16 protein-coding genes are annotated in these 19,184 nt (G+C 40.4%); 11 read left to right on the top strand and 5 right to left on the bottom strand.

The genetic code is table 11. From position 1 onward, the window contains the following. Positions 1–15 precede the first annotated feature (15 nt). Together ACFEL9_RS01460 and cmk are read left to right on the top strand one after the other, a co-directional pair. Positions 16–2,541, top strand: a complete 2,526-nt coding sequence (locus tag ACFEL9_RS01460) for an ATP-dependent Clp protease ATP-binding subunit (protein WP_385885482.1) — start codon at positions 16–18, stop codon at positions 2,539–2,541. Between the two features lie 151 nt (positions 2,542–2,692). Continuing rightward, positions 2,693–3,379, top strand: coding sequence for a (d)CMP kinase (gene cmk, locus ACFEL9_RS01455; protein ID WP_385885480.1), 687 nt, complete (start codon positions 2,693–2,695; stop codon positions 3,377–3,379). A gap of 1 nt (position 3,380) precedes the next feature. Here the strand turns inward: cmk and bamJ are convergent, their stop codons facing one another. Then, on the bottom strand, positions 3,381–4,103 hold the full coding sequence (bamJ, locus tag ACFEL9_RS01450) for a BamJ family beta-barrel-assembly machinery protein (RefSeq protein ID WP_385885478.1): 723 nt from the start codon (positions 4,101–4,103) through the stop codon (positions 3,381–3,383). Between the two features lie 75 nt (positions 4,104–4,178). On the opposite strand from bamJ, the gene ACFEL9_RS01445 reads away from it, so the two are divergent. Then, entirely contained in the window at positions 4,179–4,637 is a 459-nt protein-coding gene (locus ACFEL9_RS01445) for an acyl-CoA thioesterase (protein WP_385885476.1), read from the top strand. Here the strand turns inward: ACFEL9_RS01445 and ACFEL9_RS01440 are convergent. Continuing rightward, a complete protein-coding gene (locus ACFEL9_RS01440) occupies positions 4,622–6,013 on the bottom strand; it encodes an exonuclease domain-containing protein (protein WP_385885474.1) in 1,392 nt (463 codons plus the stop codon). The two genes, ACFEL9_RS01445 and ACFEL9_RS01440, sit on opposite strands and share 16 nt — an antisense overlap. A 70-nt stretch (positions 6,014–6,083) precedes the next feature. Here ACFEL9_RS01440 and ACFEL9_RS01435 point away from each other — a divergent pair, with 70 nt between their 5' ends. Beyond that, complete coding sequence (locus tag ACFEL9_RS01435) at positions 6,084–7,046, top strand: class I SAM-dependent methyltransferase (protein WP_385885472.1); 963 nt, start codon at positions 6,084–6,086, stop codon at positions 7,044–7,046. Positions 7,047–7,097: 51 nt separating this feature from the next. Here ACFEL9_RS01435 and ACFEL9_RS01430 read toward each other — a convergent pair whose 3' ends face one another. After that, positions 7,098–7,907 carry a M57 family metalloprotease gene (locus ACFEL9_RS01430; RefSeq protein ID WP_385885470.1) on the bottom strand — a complete coding sequence of 270 codons (810 nt, stop codon included), beginning with the start codon at positions 7,905–7,907 and terminating at the stop codon, positions 7,098–7,100. A gap of 379 nt (positions 7,908–8,286) precedes the next feature. On the opposite strand from ACFEL9_RS01430, the gene ACFEL9_RS01425 reads away from it, so the two are divergent. Further along, positions 8,287–10,713 (top strand): S8 family peptidase, encoded by a 2,427-nt coding sequence (locus tag ACFEL9_RS01425; RefSeq protein WP_385885468.1) that lies wholly within the window; start codon positions 8,287–8,289, stop codon positions 10,711–10,713. A gap of 65 nt (positions 10,714–10,778) precedes the next feature. Here the strand turns inward: ACFEL9_RS01425 and mdh are convergent, their stop codons facing one another. Together mdh and ACFEL9_RS01415 are read right to left on the bottom strand one after the other, a co-directional pair. Beyond that, a complete protein-coding gene (mdh, locus tag ACFEL9_RS01420; protein WP_385885466.1) occupies positions 10,779–11,708 on the bottom strand; it encodes a malate dehydrogenase in 930 nt (309 codons plus the stop codon). Between the two features lie 181 nt (positions 11,709–11,889). Beyond that, complete coding sequence (locus tag ACFEL9_RS01415; RefSeq protein WP_385885464.1) at positions 11,890–12,393, bottom strand: thioredoxin; 504 nt, start codon at positions 12,391–12,393, stop codon at positions 11,890–11,892. 105 nt (positions 12,394–12,498) lie between these two features. On the opposite strand from ACFEL9_RS01415, the gene ACFEL9_RS01410 reads away from it, so the two are divergent. The 6 genes from ACFEL9_RS01410 to ACFEL9_RS01385 all read left to right on the top strand — a co-directional run bounded on the left by ACFEL9_RS01410 (position 12,499) and on the right by ACFEL9_RS01385 (position 19,131). Then, a complete protein-coding gene (locus ACFEL9_RS01410; RefSeq protein WP_385885462.1) occupies positions 12,499–12,855 on the top strand; it encodes a BlaI/MecI/CopY family transcriptional regulator in 357 nt (118 codons plus the stop codon). Positions 12,856–12,885: 30 nt separating this feature from the next. Then, positions 12,886–14,805 carry a M56 family metallopeptidase gene (locus tag ACFEL9_RS01405; protein ID WP_385885460.1) on the top strand — a complete coding sequence of 640 codons (1,920 nt, stop codon included), beginning with the start codon at positions 12,886–12,888 and terminating at the stop codon, positions 14,803–14,805. 360 nt (positions 14,806–15,165) lie between these two features. Further along, positions 15,166–15,732 (top strand): elongation factor P, encoded by a 567-nt coding sequence (gene efp / locus ACFEL9_RS01400; protein WP_385885458.1) that lies wholly within the window; start codon positions 15,166–15,168, stop codon positions 15,730–15,732. A gap of 182 nt (positions 15,733–15,914) precedes the next feature. Further along, positions 15,915–16,412: an acetyl-CoA carboxylase biotin carboxyl carrier protein gene (gene accB, locus ACFEL9_RS01395; RefSeq protein ID WP_385885456.1), complete on the top strand. Its 498-nt coding sequence runs from the start codon at positions 15,915–15,917 to the stop codon at positions 16,410–16,412. A 134-nt stretch (positions 16,413–16,546) separates the two neighbouring features. After that, complete coding sequence (gene accC / locus ACFEL9_RS01390; RefSeq protein WP_385885454.1) at positions 16,547–17,884, top strand: acetyl-CoA carboxylase biotin carboxylase subunit; 1,338 nt, start codon at positions 16,547–16,549, stop codon at positions 17,882–17,884. Positions 17,885–17,976: 92 nt separating this feature from the next. Continuing rightward, positions 17,977–19,131: a dipeptidase gene (locus tag ACFEL9_RS01385; protein ID WP_385885452.1), complete on the top strand. Its 1,155-nt coding sequence runs from the start codon at positions 17,977–17,979 to the stop codon at positions 19,129–19,131. The last annotated feature ends 53 nt before the right edge of the window (positions 19,132–19,184 follow it).

Below are 19,184 nucleotides of genomic sequence, written 5' to 3'. Positions count from 1 at the left end.
AACCAATTATCTAATATGGATAATAATTTTTCAACCCAGGTAAAAGAGATCATTTCGTTCAGCAGGGAAGAAGCGCTACGATTGGGAAATGATTTTATCGGTACCGAACACTTGCTTCTTGGTTTAATCCGGGAAGGTGATAATACAGCTGTCCGCATTTTAAAAAGCTTCAATGTCGATTTGTACGAGCTTCGAAAAGAGATTGAGCTGGCTGTAAAAGATAAAACAGGAAAAAACATCGCTAACATCAATAGCCTGCCATTGACGAAGCAAGCTGAGAAGGTGATTAGAGTGACAGTATTGGAGGCAAAGGCTTTAAAGAGTACGACGGTAGAAACAGAGCACCTTATGCTCTCTATTTTAAAGAATAAAGAAAATATTGCAACTCAAATCTTAAATCAATTTGACGTGGACTACGATCTTTTTCGCCAGGAATTAGGCATTGTAAAATCAAGTGATCCCCGTGCTGAATTCACCGATGAAAATGATGATGATTTTGAAGATGAGAAAAAGTATTCACAACAAAAGGGATCCAAACAAGGAGCTAACGTGAAAAGCAAAACTCCCGTTCTTGACAATTTTGGACGGGACATTACAAAACTGGCTGAATCAGGATCATTGGATCCGATAGTTGGCCGTGAATCAGAAATCGAAAGAGTATCACAAATTCTCTCACGCCGTAAAAAGAATAACCCAATTCTTATTGGTGAACCCGGTGTTGGTAAAACAGCGATCGTTGAAGGCCTGGCCCTTCGCATTGTTCAAAGAAAAGTATCGAGAGTCTTATTCGATAAACGAGTGATCTCTCTTGATCTGGCTGCTTTGGTAGCCGGTACAAAATATCGTGGCCAGTTTGAGGAGAGAATGAAAGCCATCATGAATGAGCTGGAAAAAAATCGTGATGTGATCCTGTTCATTGATGAGCTGCATACAATAGTAGGAGCAGGTGGAGCGAGTGGTTCACTGGATGCGAGCAATATCTTCAAACCTGCTTTGGCAAGAGGTGAGCTCCAGTGCATCGGTGCTTCTACGTTGGATGAGTACAGAATGTATATCGAAAAAGATGGTGCATTGGATCGTCGTTTTCAAAAAGTGATCGTTGATCCTCCAAGTGTTGAAGAAACAGTTCAGATTTTAAATAACATCAAGTCGAAATACGAAGATTATCACAACGTAACTTATAATGATGAGTCAATTGACGCCTGTGTTAAGTTGAGTGATCGTTACATTACCGATCGTCTTCTTCCGGATAAAGCAATCGACGTGATGGATGAAGTGGGTGCCAGGGTGCATTTGAAGAACATCAACGTTCCTCAAAACATCGTGGATCTCGAAAAAAAGATTGAGGATGTAAAAAATGAAAAGAATAAAGTTGTAAAGAGTCAGAAATTTGAGGAAGCTGCTTCTTTGCGTGATACAGAAAAAAGATTGGCTGAAGACCTGGAAAAAGCAAAACAAGATTGGGAGGAGGAAAGCAAGCATAAACGCTACCCGATAGATGAAGAGGCCATTGCTGAAGTGGTAAGTATGATGACGGGTATTCCTGTTAAACGTATGGTGCAGGCCGAGACTGAAAAGTTACGGAAGATGATGGATGATATGAAGGAAATGGTAATTGGCCAGGACGAAGCCATTCAAAAAGTGGTGAAAGCCATCCAGCGCAACAGGGTTGGATTGAAAGATCCCAAAAAACCAATTGGCACATTTATTTTCCTGGGACCAACCGGTGTTGGTAAAACAGAGTTGGCCCGTGCATTGGCGAGATATATGTTCGATTCAGAAGATGCATTGGTTCGCATCGATATGAGCGAATACATGGAAAAATTCACTGTCAGCCGTTTGATTGGTGCGCCTCCCGGATATGTAGGATATGAAGAAGGTGGTCAATTAACTGAAAGGGTTCGCCGAAAACCATATAGTGTTATCCTGCTAGATGAAATTGAAAAGGCACACCCGGATATTTATAATATTCTGTTACAGGTGCTGGATGACGGGCAATTGACAGATGGTTTGGGAAGAAAAGTGAACTTTAAGAATACACTGATCATCATGACATCTAATATTGGCGTTCGTCAATTGAAAGATTTTGGAGCCGGTGTTGGTTTTGCTACTTCTTCCAGGATTGAGCATGAGGATGAAGCTAATAAAGCGGTAATAGAAAAAGCATTGAAGAAAACATTTTCGCCGGAGTTTCTCAACCGTATTGATGATGTAGTAATCTTCAACAGCCTGACCAAAGAACATATCTTTAGTATCATCGATATTTTGATGAAAGGCGTCATGAAGAGATTGGCTAACCTTGGCTTCAATCTTACATTGACAGAAGAGGCAAAATCATTCCTTGCCGAAAAAGGATATGATGTCCAGTTCGGCGCAAGACCTTTGCACAGGGCTATCCAGAAATACCTTGAAGATCCGCTGGCTGAGGAGATATTAAATATGAATGTGAAAGCCGGGGATGTGCTGGAAGCCGACCTGGATAAAGAAAAAGCCAAAATTGTCTTCTCCTTTAAAAAAGTGGAAACAAAATCAAAGGCGTAAATTAAGTGCAATAATAATAATTGACTAAGGAGTGCTTTTATACAGCACTCCTTTTTATTTTTGCAGGAAGTAGAATTTTATGGAAAATCGGGAACTTACCTTTTCAATACCGAAATCTACTAGCAGCCCGCTTGTTGACGGCATACCAGTTATGGCTAAAAAAATAATAATTACAATAGACGGGTGGTCAAGTTGTGGTAAAAGCACATTAGCAAAAGGGCTGGCGAAAAAGCTTGGCTATGTGTATGTCGACAGTGGAGCTATGTACCGGGCTATAACTTTATATTTTCTGCGAAATCATGTCGACTGGACTTCTAAAAAAGAAGTGCAGGCAGCCTTAAAAGAAATTCATCTCGATTTTCATTTCAACGAAAAAAATGAGACAAGTGAAATATACCTGAATGATGAAAACGTGGAATATGTGATCAGGGACCTGGTAGTAGCCGAGAAGGTAAGTGAGGTGGCAGCGATAAAAGAGGTGAGGGCATTTGCCGTAGCCCAGCAACAAAAAATGGGCGTGAAGAAAGGTATTGTAATGGATGGGCGGGATATCGGGACAGTTGTTTTTCCCAATGCGGAGCTAAAAATATTTATGACAGCGGACAATGCGGTAAGAGTTGAACGCAGGTTCAAAGAATTGTATGAAAAGAATCCCAACATCACGATTGAAGAAGTAAAAAACAATTTGGAGATGCGGGATTATATCGACTCACACCGTGAGGTAAGCCCATTAAGAAAGGCTGATGATGCCATAGTATTAGACAACACCAACCTTACTCCTGAGCAACAATTTCAAAAAGCCCTGGCATGGGCCAAGGAAAGAAAGGCTTTCAAATAGTTTATTGGGCCTTTTTCACATCTAACAAATCAACCTCAAATATCAGGGTAGAACCACCGGGAATAGGCCCCTGGTCGTTAGAACCATAAGCAAGTGTGTACGGAATATAAAGTTTATACTTTGAACCTACGCTCATCAGTTGTAAACCTTCGGTCCAGCCTGCGATCACCCGATTCAAGGGAAACGTGATTGGTTCACCACGAGTGTAAGAGTTATCAAACTCAGTTCCGTTAATCAAAGTGCCTTTGTAATTTACCGTTACACTATCTGTTGCTAACGGTTTGACTCCCGTTCCTTCTGTGATCACTTCGTATTGTAATCCACTGGCGGTAGTTTTTACGCCGGGTTTTGTTTTATTTTTTGCAAGAAAAGCTTTGCCTTCTTCAATAGTCGGTTTTGATTTTTGCTCCTGTGCAGTACTGATCAATTTGGTCACTACAGTATTGCAGGTCATGTCATCCAGTAGCGCTTTTTTACCGCCCATTACATCACTGATAGCTTTCGATAAAATAGCGGTATTGATACTGGTAATGCCTTGTTGTTTATAAAAACTGGCAACGCTGACACCGATCGCATAGCTCGCAGAGTCATTCACTGTTTTCAAAGTAGTTGCCGGAGTAACGGGTTTTGCCGGCTTTCCCGCAGGCTTGGTTTTAGCAGGTTGTTGTGCCCATGATGTGGCGCCAACAGCAACCGTCAGGATAACTAGAAATATTTTTTTCATTATGCTTTTTAATTGAGAAGCAAAAGTAATGGGTGCTGATGGTATTTTGAGCAATGAAGCTGTTAATTTCAACCCTTGTTGAAGTATATTAGCAGGATGGGAAAATTTATAAAGGAAATACAGGTAAGATGGGCAGATCTTGACCCGAATGTACATCTAAGGCATTCAGTCTATTATGACTGGGGGGCTTTTTGCCGCATTGCTTTTTTTGATGAACATCAGTTGTCAACGGAAGTACTGCAACGATTGCAGATTGGCCCGATATTGTTTCGTGAGGAGTGTGTATTTAAACGGGAGATTAGATTAGGCGATAAGGTGATGATCAATTTGGAAGTTCTCCATTCGAAAAAAGATTACTCACGTTGGTCAATCCGGCATACAGTTATAAAAAATACTGATACTGTTTCAGCTATCATCACCGTGGATGGCGCATGGCTTGATATTGCCAAAAGAAAACTAGCGATCCCGCCACAGGAAGTTTCTGCAGTGCTGGCTCAAATGCCAAAAGCTGAAAATTTTCAATGGCTTGATTGAACGATAACACGGGAAAATAATCTTACTTTTTCCGGGAATCTTGCTGCATAACCATTGACGAGATTGCGGATAAAAAGGTTTTCTTTATACGGGGTCAGCAAATCTTTCAACATTTCCGGTTCGGTTACCTGTATGTCTGACGGAATATAACCCATACCATAAAATTTCCCTTCGCATACCAATATGCAGGACTGATCTTCTGCAGAAAGACCATTATCGATGATGGCAAAAGTTGGTTGATCGGCAAAAGATTCGATTGCCTTTAATACACGATTGTTATATTCTGCTGGCTTCTCCTTTAGTTCGCAGGCGCCGTAGCAATAATTTTCTTCTATTCCCTCACAATGCGAATGAGTGGTTTGAAGGAAGCACAGTTTGGGACAAAGGTTATATTCCCTGATCATCCTGCGTAAAATAGAATGACCATCCACCAGGTAGTGAAATGTATGAACAGGCCTGAGCTGCTTTTTATTTTTTTCTATAGCGAGCCGGTAATAACCTTTTTGATCTTCATATAAAAAAATGCCATAAACCCGTTCTGCATTTTTTTGCGAATAGTTGAACGCCGGCCATATCTTTTTTATTTCGGTTGACTCCAATATATGAGCCATTAGTTCCGTAGCACACGGTTGATAGGATATACCATAGGTATGCTTTAGAAAATTCTGTTTTTGCCTGCTTTCTGAGTTATTGCTGAAATGGCTATTGACACGATAACGGATATTTTTCGCCTTACCCACATAAATGACCTTGCCCTTTTCATTGTGAAAATAATAGACCCCGGGAGAGTAGGGCAGTTGGTCAAAATGTTCTTTTGGAACATTGGGCGGCAACACCTGTTCTTTCGAATTACGAAGCAGGCTTTTTTCAATCAGTTTTTCTTTATCGTTTTGTAAAAGCAATTGAAAAACTTTCACCGTAGCTTCTGCATCACCACCGGCTCTGTGCCGGTCGTTAATGGGTATATCCAGGGAATGACAAAGATTGCCAAGACTGTAAGAGTTAAAACCAGGAAATATTTTTCGGCTCAGCCTGATGGTACACAGTTTTTTGGTATTAAGAGCAAAGTTGCTGGCGGCGAGATGGCTTTTGACAAATGAATAATCAAAGTTCACATTGTGGGCAACAAAAATTTTATCGTGTAAAATCTCATAGACCTGTTCTGCAACGTCGCTGAAAAGAGGAGCGTCTTTTACCATTTCATTCGTAATGCCTGTCATTGATTGAATGTAGTAAGGAATCGAATGAAGTGGATTGACTAATGTCTCGAATTTTTGTACCACGCGGCTGCCATCAAATACCCGGATAGAAATTTCCGTGATACCGTTGGCAGATGCATATCCTCCTGTCGTTTCTATATCTACAATTGCATACATAAATTAATATCCGGCTTTGATCCTGCCGCTACCAGAAGAAATACGAATTTCGTAAAAATTATGCGGAAATATGAGTGAAGAAAAACTGGAAATGTTTAAAAACAGGCTGACAAAAGTTTTCAAACATGTAGGCAAACAGGCTAAACGAATAGGAGTAAGTTGTTACCGGGTGTACGATCATGATTTGCCTGAATTTCCCCTTTGCATCGAGTTTTATGGTGATAAATTATATATAGCAGAGTATAAGCGGAGACATAGCATGAGTGAGGAGGAACATGATGAATGGATGGAAAAATGCCTGGAAATTATCTGCAATGTTTTATCGGTAGAAAAGGAAAATATTTTTTTAAAACTTCGCCAGCGTAAGCCCGGCAGACTGGGGCAGTATCAAAAGCTTGATGCTGTGCAGCATGAATTTGTAGTAGAGGAAAATGGATTGAAATTTATTGTCAATCTTAGCGATTACCTTGACACCGGCCTGTTTCTCGATCATCGATTAACAAGGGAACGGATTCAAAAGGAAGCAAAGGACAAAAAGGTTTTAAACTTGTTTGCCTACACCGGTTCTTTTTCGGTTTATGCCGCGGCAGGTGGCGCTTCGGAGGTGGTTACTGTAGATCTTTCCAAAACCTATCTGAATTGGGCTGAGAGAAATTTTGAATTAAATGGATTCCGGGTCAATAATACTTCCACTGCAGGTGGGGGCAAATTTATTCATGCTGATGTATTACAATTTTTGAAAGAGTTGCCGCCAGATCAATTTGATTTGATCATTATGGATCCGCCCACCTTTAGCAATAGCAAACGAATGGATGATTTTCTCGACATACAAAGAGATCATGCTTCACTTATTAATGACTGCTTGCACACGTTGAAGGATGGAGGCATTCTCTACTTCAGCACCAATTTTCGCAGGTTTGTTTTGGATAAGGAAAAAATCAATACTGATTCGGTAAAAGATATTACCAGGGCGACAACACCTTTCGATTTTGAAGGCAAGTTGTTTCGTTATTGTTTTAGAATAGTCAAGTAATAAAAAAACTCCGGGTAAGCCCGGAGTTTTTTCCAAATAACTTGTTTTGAATTAATATAAATAATCCAATGCTGTTTTATCATTGTTATTAAACGGACGGTTAACGCCACTGCCGATACAAGCCAGCATCCAGCTACCAGCGTCAGCTGTTGTTGGAGTTCCGGGAATGTGTACAGCACCTACCGTAGAAGCACCTTCGTTAGCGGTTGCACCGCCGCAGCTAAATGAACGATCCATATAGTCTGTATGACGGAAGCCTATGCAATGACCTGCTTCATGAGCCAGGATAGTAGCCAGGTAATTAATGAAGGTTGATGAAGTACCTGTACCAATTGCTCTTGAATTTACTTTTACCTGGCCATAAGGCTGACCACCACTGGTTGGAAAGCCGGCAGAAGCGAGGTAGCTACCATTGGCATTTACAAAAGTGATATCAGCACCGGAGCTAACAACTGAAAAAGTAAGTTGAAGGTTTTGGGCATTATAGCGATTAGCCATTTCAGCAAGCGCCGCAGAGTATCCGGCTTTTGCAGCCAGTTTGTTATCCAGGGCAACTTTGATAGTACGGGGCAGAGCCGTTACCAGGTTGTTGGTACGGTACTGCTCATTATTGGCAATGCGTAAAAATGTGCCACCAGGTTTACCATTTAAGAATTCTTCTGTCAAAATGATGTCACCTTCTACAAGATAACCGTCTTCAGTTCGCTGTACATTAGAGGTACCAAAGCCGTGGTTGTAAATTTTGGTGAGAGTTTCCTGGGATATCTCTTCTTGCTGAACATCCTTAACATTTTTCTTACAGGAGATAACAGTCAGAGACATTACACAGAGTAATGCGGTAGTAGTTTTTACCAGTTTCATACAGTTTTAGGGTTTTAGTGTGTGGTTGAAAAATAAAAAGCCTGATATCTATAAACAGGCGTTAGTAATATACGAAGCATTTTGATAAAGCAATATGGTAGGCATAAAAATTTTGTCGTGAGTTTTATTCAATACTTTTGAGAGATCGCAAATTAAAGGCATGCAGTCTGTACTTGGTATAAAAAAATGGTCAATTATTTGTAAGTACTCTTTATTGTTATCTAGTCTTTTTACGTTTTCATTAGCATTTTCTCAAATAGGGGAAAAGAACGTTAGAAAATTTTCACCGAAGTTTTTTCAAAGATACGCCTCAAAGGATACTTCTGCTTTTTCCACCTTTACTATAGCTGTATCTGATAAAAAATCATTTAAAGAGTTCATGAGTATGTTTTCCCGTATTTCTACGATTTACGAATACGATGAGGCAGGGGTAATCGTAGTTCGGAGTAGTTGGAAAGATATAGTTGAGAAGATAGCTGATCGCCCCGAAGTTTTATTTATTGAACAACAAAGAGCTCCGAAAGAAGAAGTGGCAGTTAGTAATTTGGATCTGAGTGCTAATAAGGTCAATCTTGTTCACAGTGAATTTCCTTTTTACAACGGGCAGTCGCTTGTGGTTTCCGTAAAAGAGAACAAACCCGATACAGCTGATATCGATTTTAAAGGAAGATATATTTCTACGTCATCAACCTCTCCAACTCTGAGTGGCCATGCAACTATCATGGCAACAATTATTGCAGGAGCTGGCAATACTTATTATGAAGGCAAAGGGGTTGCGACGGCCGCCGGAATAAGCTCGACTAATTTTTCCAATTTATTGCCCGAGCCTGGCGCTTATTACCAGCAATACAATATAACCGTGCAAAATCATTCCTACGGGACAGAGATAGAAAACTATTACGGTGCTGACGCTGCTGCTTATGACGCAAGCGTTTCTGTTCGGGCTCCGTTGCTGCACGTATTTTCTGCTGGTAATTCCGGAACGCTCACCAGCAATACGGGCAAATATGCCGGGATAGCCGGATATGCTAATCTCACCGGAAGTTTCAAGATGGCAAAGAACATTCTTACTGTCGGTCATATTGATTCTTTTGGAACGGTGCTGCCTGCCAGTTCGAGAGGACCTGCCTACGATGGAAGGGTGAAGCCTGAACTGGCAGCCTTTGCATTAGACGGGAGCAGTGGGGCAACGGCGATTGTATCGGGTGTCGGATTGGTATTACAGGATGCCTACAAACAATTAAAAGGAACAGTTCCTTCCTCCGACTTGGTAAAAGCGATTCTTTTAAACAGCGCAGATGACGTCCACACCAAGGGAATTGATTTTGTATCTGGCTATGGTTCCGTCAATGCACATAAAGCAATGCAGGAGTTAGCTGGCGGTACTTATTTTCAAAATATTATTACAGCAGGGTCAACAAATGAACATGACATTTTTATTCCGGCGAATACCCGCTCGGTGAAGGTTACGCTGGTTTGGAACGACCCTGCAGCAGCAGCAAACGCACCGAAAGCATTGATCAATGATCTTGACCTGGAATTGGTGCAGCTTTCAACAAACCAGGTTTGGCAACCCTGGGTGCTAAATCATTTCCCGAATAAAGATTCATTGAGCTTGCTGCCAGTAAGAAAAAGAGATAGCTTAAACAATATTGAACAAGTATCAATAGACAATCCTGGTGCAGGAAATTATATTATCAGGATAAGAGGGTTTAACGTTCTTGCGTCGCAGTCTTATGCTGTCGCTTTCCAGTTTGAGAAGAAGGATAATTTTGTTTGGGCCTGGCCATCAAGGCTGGACAATGTAATCAGCGGTACTTCCAATACGCTGCGTTGGGAAAACAGTTTTGAAAATGAGAATGGAGTGTTGGAATATAGTATTAATAACAGCAGCACCTGGGAACAGGTCAATAGTTCAGTTGATTTAGGTACAGGTTATTATAAGTGGCAGGCACCGGATACTTTTGCCACTGCTTTGCTACGCATGACTATTCAAGGGCAACAATATATTTCCGATACTTTCACCATTTCAAATCGAATCAATGTTTCTGTAGGCTTCAATTGCCCCGACTCCTTTTTGCTGTATTGGAACAGGCCCGCCAGTGTGGATAGCTTCCAGGTTTATAAACTGGGTGATCGTTACCTGGAATCCATGTTGATCACAAGAGACACGACCCTGGTACTTGGAAAAAATTTGAATACAGCAATGCATTATTCTGTTGCACCCGTGGTGAATGGTAGGGCTGCTCTCAAAAGTTTTGCGATCAACTATCATACACAGGGTGTGGATTGCTATGTAAAAAGTTTTTTGGGTTCGTCATCTGTTAATGCAGTGCAGTTGGAATTGCAGTTGGGCTCCATATACCAGGTGCAACAAATTACCGTGGAAAAGTTTTTTCAGGATAACTTTCAGCCTACTCAAATCGTAACGTTTATCAATGGAACTTTCTATTCATTCACCGATGCTTTGCCAATCAACGGCATCAATATTTACCGGGTAAAAATTGAACTTAGTGGAGGCAGAGTAGTATATAGCGAACCGGTAAATATCTATTACCTTGGTAAAGCTGATTTTCATGTTTTCCCAAATCCTGTTGAACGAGCAGAACCTGTTACTATTCTCAGCAATCAGTCGGAAGAAGTGCGAATGCAGGTTTATAATACAGCAGGTATGAAAGTGCATGAGGAAATTCTTTTCGATTTGATTAATACCGTTTCGGTGGAAAAATTGAGCAGGGGATTATACTTTATCCGCTTTGTAAAAAAAGATAATACCGCCACGGTTATCAAATTATTGGTCAATTAAAGTACGTCGGTTGGAATAAAAAAAACCGGTGTTACCCGGTTTCTATTATTTTATAGTGTTTGTTATTAAAGCGTCTTCAACACGTCATTCATGTTTCTAACAGCTTCTGCGCTTTTATTGAACTCTGCCTGTTCTGCTTCATTCAGTTCAAAGTCGAGAATTTTTTCCCAACCATTTTTTCCAATGATTACAGGAACACCAAGACAAATATCTTTTTGACCATACTCGCCGTCAAGTGCAACGCAGCAGGTAAATAATTTCTTTTCATCTCTTACAATCGCTTCTACCAATGCTGCTCCGGCAGCTCCGGGTGCATACCAGGCTGAAGTACCGATGAGTTTCGTCAATGTAGCACCACCAACCATGGTATCTGCTACGATCTGTTTTTGTTGATCAGCACTTAAAAATTTCGTGACTGGCACGGAGTTCCATGTTGCCAAACGAATCAATGGTATCATTGTAGTATCACCGTGACCACCAACAACCACGGCATTCAGGTCTGCAGGGCTGCAACCCAAATGTTGGCTAAGCTGGTATTTAAACCTGGCACTGTCAAGTGTTCCGCCCATACCAATGATCCTGTTTTTAGGAAGACCAGTTGATTGTAATGCCAGGTAAGTCATCGTGTCCATCGGATTGCTGATCACGATAAGAATGGCATTGGGAGAATGCTTCAAAATATTTTCAGCAACTGCTTTTACAATACCTGCATTTACACCGATTAGCTCTTCCCTCGTCATACCAGGTTTGCGGGGAAGCCCGGAAGTTATCACTACGACATCACTGCCGGCTGTTTTTGCATAATCATTGGTAGAGCCGGTGATCTTGGTGTCAAAACCCAAAAGGGCGGCGGTTTGCATCATGTCTTGCGCCTTACCTTCAGCTATACCTTCTTTGATATCCAGTAAGACTAATTCTGTTGCCAATTCTTTACGGGCAATGTTATCAGCACAGGTAGCCCCTACAGCTCCGGCACCTACAACAGTTACTTTCATTTGCGAAAATTTATGGAATGAGGAAATTATTTTGCGGGGCAAAGATAATGCTTGACATTAAACTCTATCGTTGTACGAATGATTGTTTTTGTAACTGGTTGAAGCGGGGCAAGGCCTCATTTTCTCTTTTCTATCCCCTCAAACGAGGGTGCGGCCTTTCCGTCGCGACGGAGAAACGGGCCTATTTCTTAAGTTCTTCAATCACTTTCTGAATGGGCAATGCGCCTGGAAATACCGAAATCAATTCTTTCTTTTTATTGTAAAAGGCAAGAAAAGGTAAATTATGAATATCGTAAAAGACGGGAAGGAAGTAGGCCTGGTCTCTTCCTACAATGATATTGTCAAAACGTTTCAGATCATATTTGTTGTAATAATCCACCATTTTATCAAAGGGCATAGTAGTAGCCATTAGGATCTGTACTTTGTCAAAAGCATTGATATTTTTGATGATCTCTTCTGTCTCATGTTTGCAATGATCGCAGTCGGGGCTGAACAACATAAACATTACCGCTTTCTTCTTAGCCAGGTCATCTTTTGTAAAATGAGTGCTGCTATCGGTAAGCAATAATTTGAATGGAGGCACCGACGGAAAACGTTTGTAAGGAGCTAATTGAACTGAATCGGTTTGTGCCATGCCTGACAAATAAATAATTATTGCTACTATAGTGAAGATCATTTTTTTCATTGTTCAAAGAAACAACTTTATAACCGGCGGGATGCTAATTAAAAATTTTAAAGAAAGATTTTGTCAATTACGAAAAATTCGTAGGTTTACGAAAATTTCGTAGAAATGGAAAGATTGACCCATGTTGAAGAAGAAACAATGCAGGCTGTCTGGCGTACAGGAGAAGGCAATGTTAAAGCCTTCATGGAAAATATGGATGAACCTTCACCCTATACAACTGTAGCTTCTGTCATCAAAAATCTTGAAAAGAAAGGATACCTGTCCGGCAGGCTGGTAGGTAATGCCTACTTATATAAGCCGGTCATTTCTGAAGCTGACTATAAGAAGAAATTTATGGGCAATGTGGTGAAAGAGTATTTCGATAACTCCTACAAAGAGCTGGTCAATTTTTTTATAGAACAAAAAAAGCTTTCAGCAAAAGAGTTAAAAGAAATTATTGACCTTATCGAAAAAAAGAAGTAGGAACTAATAACGGGCTTAAACGAAAATTATATGCCAATACTGTTTCAATACATCATAAAACTTTCCGTAAGTTTTGCGATCATGTATTTGTTTTACCAGCTGATACTTCGGCAGCTGACTTTTTATAATCACAACCGTTGGTACTTGTTTGGCTACTCGGTCTTATGTTTTGTAGTTGCAGCTATCAATATCTCTCCTATATTGGAGAAGAGTGAAATGGAGGGGCATGATATCCTGTTATTTTTTCCAGCGATTGAAAAGCTTACCACGCCAACTCCAACATCCGTGTTGACGAATCCAAACAACTGGTCAACCTGGAATTGGCTTTTGGCTATAATTGCGGCAGGGTGCCTGGTCATGTTGCTGCGTTTGTGTATTCAGCTAGTGTCTTTCAAACGAATGGTGAAAAACGCCAGGCTAATCACAGATGAGGAGATAAGATTTTACCAGGTTAACAAAAACATTATTCCGTTTTCATTTGGTAATTCCATATTTATCAACCAGCATCTGCATACTGAGGTTGAACTAAAAGAAATAATAAAGCATGAATTCGTTCATGTAAAACAGCGGCATACAGCCGATATTATATGGGCGGAAGTTCTATGCATACTTAATTGGTATAATCCTTTTGCCTGGCTGATCAGGAAAGCGATCCGGCAAAACCTGGAGTTTATTGCTGATAGCAAAGTGTTAGAAAAGGGGATGGATAAAAAACGCTATCAATACCTCTTGTTAAAAGTCATCGGCAATAACCATTTCAGTATTGCCAGTCAATTCAATTTTTCTTCACTTAAAAAAAGAATAATTATGATGAATAAAATGAAAACAGCCAGGATACATATGGTGAAGTTTCTTTTCATTTTGCCTCTTTTGGCCATCCTGCTTTTATCGTTTCGAAGTATACTTAAGTCTGAAAAAGCCACTATCAATATCAGTCCGTCATTTTTGGACACTATTCCTAAAGGAAAAGTTGTTATGGCAGAGCCTGGGATGTCTTATTCTCTTCATCGTGATGACGGTATGAATGACGATCACCGACAGTTTTTTAAAAGAAACTCTAATGTCAATTTGTTGCGATGGAAAGCAGATGGGGGAGTCGAGGTCTACCTGAAAAATGGAAGGATTTCTTCTTACACTTCCGCTGACATGAAAAAGTTTGAATCGGTATATGGGAAATTGCCAAAACCATACGGTTCTGTTGAAAAGAAAATAGAAATATCAAAGAAACCTTATTCTAATCCGAAAGGATATATCATTGATATTAAGGATAACAATGGTAATTGTATGGTTGTGATTAAGAATAAAGAGCAAAAACTGCTCAGGGAATTATTGCTGACAGAATGGAACTCGAATGAAGCCTATTACCGGAATTTATATGGAGAAATTCCCTCTGTCAAAGTTCAGCCTGATAATTCTTTTGATGGCCCCATTGAGTCGACAATGAATATCAGAAATCTCAAAAATAAGGATAGTAAACCCCTGGTAATTGTTGATAAAGTAGAATGGCCGGGTAAGCTGGATATGAATATTATTGACCCCCAGAAAATTGAGAGTCTGACTGTATTGAAAGACGCGGAGTCGGTTAAAGAGTATGGGGATAAAGGAAGAAATGGTGTTATCATTATTACTTCTAAGAAGCAAACAGACAGGAAGCCTGGCGCTGAATTAGAAATACGGCGGATTGATGCCGATATGGATAACATGCTTTATTATATCAATGGACAGGAATCATCCAAAGAAGCTGTTGAGTTAATCGATCCAACCAAAATTCAGTCGATTGATGTGCTGAAAGGAAAGAGTGCCGAAAAGAAATATGGTGAAAAAGGAAAAAATGGAGTAATTGAAATTACAATTCCAATTACTTCAGCGATCAACTATAGTGAGAAACACGTGCCAGCTCCCTGGGATATACAAAATGTATTACCCGGAAAGAAAAAGGATCAATGTTAATAGGCTAATAAAAGATGGGTGGCGAAGCCTCCTATCTTTTTTGATTAAGAAAGGGTTGAATTTAATAAACCACTTCGGCAATGTCGAATTATTGCATGCGGACGATAAATGTCGGTATTACGATCGGCTCTGCCGCATCGTGACGGAACGCTGAAGAATGCAACCAAAGCTGATAGTTGCAATGCCCCGGCTCAAATACTTTGATCAAAATCATTGTCACGCCAGGTTACGGTATTTTCAAATTAGCATATTGTCATATTTCCACATTTCCACATTTCCCTATCTTTGCCGCCGCCTTGTGGAGCTTTTGCGATCAGGGGTCATTTTCAAATTAGTATATTTTCAAATTTTCAAATTTTTATGGCAAGTACAGCAGACATCAGCCGTGGCCTTATCATCAAATTAGATGGCAGCTTATATTCTGTGGTGGAATTTGGTGAAAACAAAACAGCCCGTGCCGCTGCTAAAGTATGGGCAAAGCTGAAAGGCGTGGATAACAATCGTACCATCGAAAAAACCTGGAACTCTGGCGATACCATTTACCCGGTACGTGTTGAAAGAAAGGATTACCAGTTTTTATATAGGGACGACACTGGTTATAATTTTATGGATACTGAAACCTTTGAACAGGTTGCTGTCCAGGAAAACCTGGTTGACGCTCCCCAGTTTTTAAAAGAAGGTCAGACTGTTTCTCTCCTCATCAATACAGAGACGGAACTTCCGATGAGTGTGGAACTTCCTGATAAAATTGTTATGCAGGTTACTTACACAGAGCCAGGATTAAGGGGTGACACAGCAACCCGTACATTAAAACCCGCTACTGTTGAAACCGGCGCTACCGTCAATGTTCCTTTATTTGTGAATGAAGGAGAATTCATCAGAATAAATACTAAAACAGGCGAATACCTGGAAAGAGTAAAAGAGTAATTTTTTGCGACAGCGAAATATGTAGAAAATGGCCCGAAATCCCCCGATTTTAGGCCATTTTTGATTGAATTTGACCCATTTTTGGCCAAAATGCCCAAAAAAATCTTGATTATCTGATTTTGATTTCCTTACCTTAGCCCTCCATTTTCTTACTAATTAAATTGTCTATTAAATTGAAAAACATGGACTTCAAACAAATCCAGGAATTGATCAAAATGATCAACAAATCAAATATTGGCGAGTTGACTATTGAGCAAAAGGATTTTAAAGTGACCATAAAACAGAAAGAAGAACATATTACACAAGTACTATCATCTCCATCCTCCACATCTTTCGCACCACCCACACACCAGGCAATTGCAGCTCCACAACAGCCCATTTCTATACCTGCCGCTGCTTCTTCAGCCGAAAAACCAAAGGCAGAAACACCAGCAACCAATCTGGTAACGATCAAGAGTCCTATGATTGGAACATTTTATCGCAAAGCAGCGCCTGACAAGCCCAATTTTGTTGAACCGGGTGATGAGGTAACAAAAGGTAAAGTGGTTTGTATAATAGAAGCGATGAAGCTGTTCAATGAAATTGAAAGTGAGATAAGCGGTAAAATAGTAAAAGTATTGGTAGAGGATGCTTCGCCAGTGGAGTATGATCAACCTCTTTTCCTGGTAGACCCGGCATAATTTGAAAATAAGTCAATTTGAGAATTTGAAAATGAATTAATATTTCATTTTCACTTTAATTGAGTTTTTGATTTTCAAATCAACACATTTTCAAACCAGTCCCGGACTTGATTCGGGAGTTTCAAATTAAATCCATGTTCAAAAAAATATTAATTGCTAACAGGGGAGAAATTGCTCTCCGTATTATAAGAACCTGTCGTGAGATGGGTATAAAAACGGTAGCCGTTTATTCCACTGCCGACCGCGACAGCTTGCATGTAAAGTTTGCCGATGAAGCTGTTTGTATCGGAAAACCTCAAAGCAGTGATTCGTACCTCAATATTCCTCATTTAATGGCGGCAGTCGAAATCACCAATGCCGACGCCATACACCCAGGTTACGGTTTTTTGGCTGAAAACGCAAAGTTTGCGGGTATTTGTAATGACCATGGGATAAAATTTATTGGTCCAACGCCTGATATGATCAACAGCATGGGCGATAAGATAACGGCTAAAGAAACGATGATCAAAGCCGGTGTACCTGTAGTTCCCGGTGGCGAAGGCCTGTTGCAAAGCCTTGATGAAGCAAAAGGACTGGCAAGGAATATGGGCTATCCGATCATTTTAAAAGCGACTGCCGGTGGTGGTGGTAAAGGAATGCGGATTGTTTGGGAAGAAAGCGAAATGGAAAAGGCCTATGATACAGCTAAGGCCGAAGCCGCTGCTTCATTTAAGAATGACGGCATTTACATGGAGAAATTTGTTGAAGAGCCGCGGCATATCGAAATACAGGTAGCTGGCGATCAATACGGTACTGTTTGCCATATGAGTGAAAGAGATTGTTCTATTCAGCGCAGGCATCAAAAGCTCGTAGAGGAATCACCTTCGCCCTTTATGACCGATGAGCTAAGAATGCAAATGGGGGAGGCGGCTAAAAAAGCTGCCGGTGCCATCAATTATGAAAGCGTTGGAACTATTGAATTCCTCGTGGACAAGCATCGCAATTTCTATTTTATGGAAATGAATACCCGTATCCAGGTAGAACATTGCGTAACCGAAGAAGTGATCAACTTTGACCTGATCAAAGAACAAATAAAAATTGCCGGCGGCGAACGCATTTCAGGCAATGATTATTTCCCGCAAATGCATTCCATCGAGTGCAGGATCAATGCAGAAGATCCCTACAATGATTTTCGTCCTTCGCCTGGAAGAATTACAACCTTGCACCAGCCCGGTGGACATGGCGTGCGGGTGGATAGCCATGTATATGCCGGTTATACCATTCCCCCGTATTATGATTCTATGATCGGTAAGCTCATTACCATTGCCCGTACAAGAAATGAAGCGATTGATACGATGTACAGGGCTTTAAGTGAATATGTAATAGAAGGAGTAAAAACAACGATACCGTTTCATTTGCAATTGATGCAAAACGAACGCTTCCGTGCGGGTGATTTTAATACGAAGTTTTTAGACAGTTTTGAATTGAAATAATTGTGTTTACAAAAAAGGTCCCGGCTCGTAGCTGGGATTTTTTTTTTCTTAATCTGAAATAGTGAATGATGAAAAAATGGATCTGTTTTTCAATGCTGTTGATTTCATGTAGTGTTGGATATTCACAAGGATATAAAAAATTGCATTCAAAAGCTGTTTTAATTGATACGCATAATGATGTTCTTTCCTCTGCCGTGTTGGACGGTAAGGATATTTCACACCGGATCGGTGAAGGGCATAGCGATCTTGACAGGTTTAAATTGGGTGGAGTAGACGTGCAGTTCTTTTCAGTATTCACCGGTCCGGAACCCAGGAATAAAGAAGGGGTATATAAAGATGCTAACCAGGAAATAGATTCTCTTGAAAGCATTGTGGCCAGAAACAAAGACAGAATGCTGATGGCAAGAACATATGCCGATGCAAAAAAAGGAATTAAGCAAGGAAAACTGGTTTCTCTTGTGGGAGTGGAGGGTGGGCATATGATAGAAGATGATTTGCAAAAACTGGAAGCTTTGTATAAGCGGGGAATGCGTTACATGACACTCACCTGGAACAACAGTACGGATTGGGCTTCCAGTGCCATGGATGAAACTTTACATCCCGGTAGCTTGAAACAAAAAGGGCTCACCAGTTTTGGTAAACAAGTGGTGAAACGAATGAATGAGTTAGGAGTAATAGTTGATCTTTCTCATACAGGTGAGCAAACATTTTATGATGCCATTGCCATTTCATCGAAGCCGGTTTTGCTATCGCATAGCTCGGTTTGGAATATATGCCCGGTATTTCGCAACGTAAAAGATGATCAACTTAGGGCATTGAAAAAAAATGGCGGTGTGATCTGCATTAATTTTTATTCGGGTTTTATAAGTAAAGCCTTTGAAGAACGATCGGAATATTTCAAAAATGCAGCAAAAAATGGTTTGCAGGATTCGCTGTTTAAAATATACAAAGACTCGGCGACCATGAAATCCAGGCTCCAGGAATATTCAAAGGCTGAGCTGGAAAAGATTCGGCCCACTGTAGCCGACCTGGTTGATCATATTGATTATGTTGTAAAATTAATCGGCGACGATCATGTGGGCATCGGTGCAGACTATGACGGAGTAAGTTCATTGCCGGTTGGAATGGATGATGTGACTGCTTATCCAAAAATAACGGAGGAGTTGCTACGAAGAGGATATTCAAAAAAGTCAATAAAAAAAATATTGGGTGAAAATGTGTTGCGGGTAATGAAGGAAAATTTTTAGCGCCACAAAAATTTAAACCCTCCGGATAGGGAGGGTTTAAAAAATATAACAGT

The sequence above is a fragment of the Terrimonas alba genome (assembly GCF_042434975.1).
GTDB lineage: Bacteria > Bacteroidota > Bacteroidia > Chitinophagales > Chitinophagaceae > Terrimonas_B > Terrimonas_B alba.
This window is presented reverse-complemented; position numbering and strand designations above follow the sequence as displayed.